Below are 7085 nucleotides of genomic sequence, written 5' to 3'. Positions count from 1 at the left end.
TTAACTCCTTGCTTATTTTAGTTAAAAGTGTTGTATTTACTATGTGTTTCCCTTCAAAAGGAATTATTTTTATTCGGTTTCCAAATAAATTTTCAGCCAATAGTTTTTCAGATTTTATACGCTCTTTATTGATATACTCGTCTTGGGTACCATAAATTAAATACACTTTTGTGTTTTCTGATAAAAATGAGAAGTCAGCAGCTGTGAGTTCCTTTGGAATACCACCCGAATGGATGAGGATTGCTTTACAGTTTATTTTATGATGTGCAATCCACCTCAAAGCAACCGAGACACCTTGGGAAAAACCAAATACAATTAATTTATTCAATGAATTTTGCAGCTGTTCATTTTTGTAAATTTCATCAAGATAATTTAGCAAATTTTGGGTTTCTTTTTTTGTATTTTCTTTAGTGAGCCAGGAAGCGCCTACATACTTAAAACTCTTTCCCTGATAGTATTTTGATGGAGCCTGAGGAGCAATTATGTAATTATCTTTTTCATTTAAGTGTTGAAAATAGTTTATAAAAAACTTGCTTAAATAGCCTAAACCATGGTAGGAAATCCAGATGTTTTTGGTGTTTTCAGTTTTTTGATTAATTGTGGAATATGTGTTTGTGGTTTTATATAAAACTTCTTTTTCCAGGGCGTTCATTCTATTTTGATTTTTGTATTTTTACAAAGGTAATTGAATGCTATGGAAAACAGAAAAGAGGCAATCCTCAAAAAATGCAATGCCATGAGTAAAAACACACTTATGGAAACATTGGAAATTGAGTTTATTGATTTTACTGAAAATTCTTTAACTGCCAGGATGCCTGTTACTCCAAAAGTTCATCAACCTGATGGTGTGTTGCATGGAGGAGCTTCTGTAGCGTTAGCTGAAAGTGTGGGCAGTGCCGGTGCCTATATTTTTTTAGACTCAGAAAACTTAATGATTCGCGGTTTAGAAATATCTGCAAATCATATTAAGTCTGTTAAAGATGGTTTTGTCGAGGCCGTGGCTACTTTGATTCATAAGGGAAGAACCACTCAGCTTTGGCAAATCAAAATTTTAAATTCCAATAAAGAATTAGTATCTTTAATCAAATTAATGACAATAACCATCCCCGCCAAAAAATCTTAACTTTTATGGACTTAGACAGTTTATATACTGTGATTCAAAAGCAATATGCCGATGAATTGCCTTTTGTAATTTATAGAAAACCAAATAAAAATGTAATTAGAGGGGTGTTACAGCAGGACGATAAACTTCATATAACCTCGGGTTATAAAGAAAGCGGTTTTGTCTTTGCTCCTTTTGATACTGAACTTAATGCTTTATTATTCCCGATTGATAAGTCAGATTTAATTTCTGTTTCTTATCCTGTAAAGAGTGCTACAGTTCCTGAGCCTAAGGTTTCTGAGCTCACCCCTGAAAATGAACTTTTAAAATCTGACCATCTAAAATTAGTTTCGAAGGGCATTGAAAAGGTAGAAAAAAACGTTCTTAAAAAAGTAGTTCTATCCAGAAAGGAAGAAGTGAAAATTCAACAACTTACTTCAGGAAAAGAATTGTTAACTATGTTTGAGCAACTTTTATACAGTTATCCTTCAGCATTTGTTTATTGTTGGTACCATCCTTCTGTAGGTTTATGGATGGGTGCTTCACCCGAGTCTCTTTTTTCTTTAGAAAATAAAACTTTTAGAACGATGTCTTTAGCGGGCACACTAAAGGAACAAGTAGATGGTAAGGCTATGTGGTCTGAAAAAGAAAAGGAAGAACAAATGATGGTGACAAGTTTTTTAGAAAAAGCTCTTGAAAAAGTAGTGCCTATTTTAATGATTTCAAAACCCACGACGATCAAAGCAGGAAATATTATGCATATTAAAACCGAAGTAGGTGGTACTATCAATACCCGATTATGTGACATTCCTTGTTTAATTAAAAAACTGCACCCAACACCAGCTGTTTGTGGTTTGCCCAAAGAAGATGCCAAGCAGTTTATAATTGAAAATGAATTTTATGACAGAGAGTTTTACACCGGATTTTTAGGTGAACTGAACTACTACGATGCTACTTTTACCGATAAGGAAAAAACTCATAGCTCCTTTGCCGATTTGTTTGTAAATCTTAGGTGTATGAAAATCAATAAAGATATTGCCACACTATATGTTGGAGGAGGAATTACAAAAGATTCAAACCCCGAGGCTGAATGGAATGAAACAGTTCACAAAGCAGAAACTATGTTGCAAATTTTATCTTAATTTCTATTTTAATGCTGGTATAGTTTGATACCTTTGTTAGATAAATGAATTATTCAAACATTCCTTTAGCACAGACCATTGTTCAACTTTGTGAAGACAAAGATATTCAACATATTGTTATCTGTCCCGGCTCCAGAAATGCTCCTTTAGCTATTGGTTTTACTGAAAACCCCTATTTTAAAGTTTACAGTATCGTTGATGAACGTGTTGCAGCTTTTTTTGCAATGGGTATATCACAGCAAACCGGTCATCCAGCAGCGGTGGTTTGTACTTCTGGTTCTGCAGTATTAAACTTTTATCCTGCGATAGCTGAAGCTTATTACAGCGATATTCCATTAATAATTATTTCTGCAGACCGACCTCCTCATTTTATTGATATTGGAGACGGTCAAACCATTCGACAGGAAAATGTTTTTCAAAACCATATTTTATATTCTGCAAATCTGAAAATTGAAGAAACTTTTCAAAAAGAAAATGAAATTCAGCTCAATGCAGCTATAAACTCATCAATAGAGCTTAAAGGTCCTGTTCACATCAATGCCCCTTTTGAAGAACCCCTTTATGGAAAAACAACTCAGCTTACAGTAAAACCCCAAAATGTACCCTTAAGTACTAAAAAAAATACTAAGAATGAAGTTAATAATGATGATGTTGCACGTTGGAATGCATCTAAACGAAAACTAATACTGGTAGGTGTTTTAAAACCAGGCACTTTAAATAAAGAGGTGCTTCTAACTTGGGCCCAAGATCCCAGCGTATTGGTTATTACAGAAACGACTTCAAATTTACACCATGATTATTTTATTTGTTCGATAGATCAACTGATTGCACCTTTTTCTGATGAAGAATTTAAGGCACTACAACCTGACCTGTTAATAACAATAGGAGGAATGGTTGTATCAAAAAAAGTGAAAGCATTTTTAAGAAATTATTCGGCTAAGCATCATTGGCATATTGATGAGAAAAAGGCTTATGATACTTTTTTTACATTGTCAAAACACATCAAACAAACACCCAATGATTTTTTCACAAAACTTTATGAGCATACAAAATTAAAAAAATCAGATTTTCAGAAAACGTGGCTCCTCAAGAAGAAATACAGAAAATTAAAACACGATGAATATTTAAATTCTGTTGAATTTAGTGATTTAAAAGTTTTTAACGAACTTTTTAATGCACTGCCAACGCAAAGTGTTTTACAAATTGGTAATAGTTCAGCAATAAGATATGCTCAGCTTTTTACTTTAGACCCCTCCATTAGTGTATATTGCAACCGTGGAACCAGTGGAATTGATGGCAGTAATTCAACTGCGATTGGATTTTCGGTTGCTTCAAATGAAGCAGTCACTCTTATAACTGGTGATCTTAGCTTTTTTTATGACTCCAATGCGTTGTGGAACAATTATATCCCGGCAAATTTCAGGATTATTCTAATCAACAATCAGGGTGGTGGAATTTTCAGAATTCTTCCAGGGGAAAAAAGCACTCCTAATTTTGACACTTATTTTGAAACCGTTCACAACCTCACTGCAAAAAAACTTTGTGAAATGCACCAAATTGGATATGCTTCAGTTAATAACGAGCAAGAATTAAAACAGCAACTATCACTGTTTTTTGAGCACTCAAAGCGTCCTCAACTTTTAGAAATATTTACACCAAGAGAATTCAATGATAAGGCATTGTTAGACTACTTTAAATTTATAGCATAATAAAATATCAATATCTATTAGGTTTTTTTTTCATACATTTAGTAAGTCAAACTTTAAACCATTTATTATGAAAACCAATTTTAAAGTGTGTTTTACACACACACACACACACGGTATCTTGCTAAATCTTGTAGCAAGTATTTTCTAATTTTAATGCTTTTCACTTTTTTTATCAATACACCAAAACTCTTTTCTCAATTTGAGTCAATAGACTGCGGTTTGGAATTTAATAGCCCTACTTTTCTTTGTGATGGGCAGTTTTCAGGAGCTACGGACCAGGCTACCCTAAATTCTTTTGAACCTGTGGTTATCAATGTAAATTTTTGGGAGTTTTTGAAAAGTGATGGTACCGTTGACCCAGAAGATGATTTTCCAAACTGGGATTTTGAGAAAGAGTCGTTAGATGTTATAGCTCATTTAAACTTAGTTTTTAACCCATATAGAATTTTTTTTAAATACAAAGGCATAAATTCTATTAATGATAATGATTTATACCTAGAGGCATCAAGACCTCAAGTATTCAATACATTAGATTTTTTACACAATCAATCTGTAAACGTTATTAATAATAATGCAATCAATATATATGTAAGTGCAAAAATTAAAGGTGGTATGGCTAGAACTTTTTTTACCAATCAACTTTTAGTTAGCAGAGGTGTTTTTAGATGGAATAATAGATTTACAATTCACCACGAAATAGGTCATGCATTTGGTTTACTTCACACACATGAATCTTTCTTTGGCCCTGTTGGTGAATTTTTTGCTGACTGCGAAAAAGTAACTCGCGACCCCTTAGACCCTAATTTTAATGCGATTACTCACGGTGATAGAGTTGTTGATACCAAAGCAATACCTGATTTTACTATTGAACACTATTGGGAAATTATTTTAGAACATATTGCTCAAGGTTACACATTAGCAGAAGCTACTAGCATAGCAGATTTTTATTGGACCCCCTTTAAATACATTGAAAATTGTGTATATATTAATACAAATGGCACTGACTGTGACGGAACCCCATACAATTTTGATGCTACAGACATTGCTAATATTATGAGTTATGCACCTTCTGACTGTCAATCAAATTTTACAATTGGACAGATGATACGTATTCACGAAGGCTTCTCAACATCCTGCGGTGATGAGCTTTTTGATGCTATTGCAACTGATTATGCCTCGCTTTATGAGCCATACAAAGGTGATTATTATATTTCAGGTCCTTTAGATCCTAATGAGATCAATCAAATTGCTTATTTTCAACCTGGGTTTTCTTATACTTTTATAGAATGTAGTGGTCAATTTCCAGAACCGGCTCCTTATAATACATCATTTCCTTATAACGCAAATAACATCATAAAAGTAGTCCAAAATACAGAAAGTGATTACAACACAATTTTTCACCCTAACCACTCGGCGATATTAATACATGAACTTAACAATTCGTTGGACAACAATCAACCACAAGCTTGTTTCAATAATTGGAAAATGGCTCCCATTGGTGGAGATGTGATAAAGTTTAATGATAATGTATTTAATGCCAATATTACAGTAACCCCAAAGGATTCAACAGCCATAAACAATCCCCAACTGATAGAAAATCTTGACCCCGGCTTGTATGTGATTGAAAAAGTTTATGGAGATGGAGCTATTCAGCAAGATGTCATTATTAAAGAAAACCAATAAAAACCAGGTATGAAACATTTTTTTTGTCTCATAGGTTTACTTTTGTGTTATTCACTTTTTGCACAATTGTATGGACCCAGACAACTTATAGACTCAGGAATCATAATTAGAGACATTGATTTAGGTGACTTAAATGGAGATGAAAATCCCGATCTAATCTTAGGGAGTGTCAATTTAGTTGCTTGGTATAATAACATAGATGGACAAGGCGCCTTTAGTGAGGCCATACCTATTGAGATGGACCAACTTCAATCATACAGTGTTGAAATTGTTGATATGAATGAAAATGGGATAAATGATATTGTTGTCTCTTATTTTGATTTAGATTATGTTGCTTGGTATCCTAATGATGGCTTCGGCAATTTTGGAGATAAAATAATAGTCGCCAGTAGTTTGGAAAGTTGTAGAAATGCATTACCTGTAGATTTAGACCAAGATGGCGATATGGATATCGTGATAGGGGTTACCAATGGAGTAGGTTTTTATTGGGCAGAAAATATTAATGGACAGGGCTTGAATTGGCAATTGCATACGGTTGATGCCAATCCTTCACAAGCACGCTCTCAACGGGTGGGGGACATCGATGGAGATGGTGATTTGGATATTGTATCTAACATGGTTAGTACAAATTGGATGACTTGGTTTGAAAATGTTGATGGAGCTGGCCAACAATGGGAGCATCATATAATCGAGTTTAATGGACTCTATGAAAGTTCATTTGAGTTGGTTGATATGGATGGTGATGGGCATTTGGATATTGTTTCTCAAAAAACATTCGGAAGCACATCAAATCCAGATAATATTGGGTGGCGAAAAAACGATGGTGTAGGTAATTTTAGCCCTTATGAAATATTATATCAAACTGAATTTTCAACAGCAGGCATTACAGACCTCAAGGTGGGTGATATTGATAATGATGGCTATCCTGATATTGTAGGTTTAGTAGCCCATGTGTTTCCTGTAAATAATTATATAATTTGGATTAAAAATATCGATAATGCAGGTAGTTTTGATGAAGCAGAGATCATAGATTCTGATTTTTTTAAATCAGGTATTGTTAATTTGAATGATATTGATATTGATGGTGATCTGGATATAATTTTAACAACATCTCCAGATAATGAAATAATGTGGTTTGAAAACTTAACAATTTTGAATATTTCAGAAATGCAAAATCAGCTAGCAGTATTGTATCCCAATCCTATAACACAGTATTTAAACATTGCTTTTGAAGAGCCCATTGACAGGGTGCTTTTTTATACAGTTGAAGGCATTAAGGTACTGGAAATTACAGGCAATCAAAAAAAGATTGATGTCTCTGTATTAAAGTCTGGTTTTTATACAGTTGTAATAGAAACAGGTTTTGGCAGGAGTGTGTATAAGGTTGTAAAACGGTAAAACTTAAGGTCCTACTAAACCTACAATATCAGGATAGCCATCATTATCAAT

At 33.7% G+C, this 7085-nt stretch carries 6 protein-coding genes; 5 read left to right on the top strand and 1 reads right to left on the bottom strand.

The genetic code is table 11. The features are described from left to right. Nucleotides 1-652, bottom strand: a 652-nt coding sequence (locus AACY61_RS06410; protein WP_339610752.1) for an esterase, incomplete at its 3' end; no start/stop codon positions are given. A 42-nt stretch (nucleotides 653-694) separates the two neighbouring features. On the opposite strand from AACY61_RS06410, the gene AACY61_RS06405 reads away from it, so the two are divergent. The 5 genes from AACY61_RS06405 to AACY61_RS06385 all read left to right on the top strand — a co-directional run bounded on the left by AACY61_RS06405 (nucleotide 695) and on the right by AACY61_RS06385 (nucleotide 7034). After that, nucleotides 695-1123 carry a hotdog fold thioesterase gene (locus AACY61_RS06405; RefSeq protein ID WP_339610751.1) on the top strand — a complete coding sequence of 143 codons (429 nt, stop codon included), beginning with the start codon at nucleotides 695-697 and terminating at the stop codon, nucleotides 1121-1123. Between the two features lie 5 nt (nucleotides 1124-1128). Further along, nucleotides 1129-2244 (top strand): isochorismate synthase, encoded by a 1116-nt coding sequence (locus AACY61_RS06400; RefSeq protein ID WP_339610750.1) that lies wholly within the window; start codon nucleotides 1129-1131, stop codon nucleotides 2242-2244. A 44-nt stretch (nucleotides 2245-2288) separates the two neighbouring features. Further along, entirely contained in the window at nucleotides 2289-3953 is a 1665-nt protein-coding gene (menD, locus tag AACY61_RS06395; protein ID WP_339610749.1) for a 2-succinyl-5-enolpyruvyl-6-hydroxy-3-cyclohexene-1-carboxylic-acid synthase, read from the top strand. Nucleotides 3954-4172: 219 nt separating this feature from the next. Further along, the gene (locus AACY61_RS06390) at nucleotides 4173-5636 is read left to right on the top strand and encodes a hypothetical protein (RefSeq protein WP_339610748.1); all 1464 of its coding nucleotides are present in this window, start codon (nucleotides 4173-4175) and stop codon (nucleotides 5634-5636) included. A gap of 9 nt (nucleotides 5637-5645) precedes the next feature. Further along, nucleotides 5646-7034 carry a T9SS type A sorting domain-containing protein gene (locus AACY61_RS06385; RefSeq protein WP_339610747.1) on the top strand — a complete coding sequence of 463 codons (1389 nt, stop codon included), beginning with the start codon at nucleotides 5646-5648 and terminating at the stop codon, nucleotides 7032-7034. Nucleotides 7035-7085: the final 51 nt, after the last annotated feature.

The sequence above is a fragment of the uncultured Planktosalinus sp. genome (assembly GCF_963973675.1).
Lineage (GTDB): Bacteria > Bacteroidota > Bacteroidia > Flavobacteriales > Flavobacteriaceae > Planktosalinus.
This window is presented reverse-complemented; position numbering and strand designations above follow the sequence as displayed.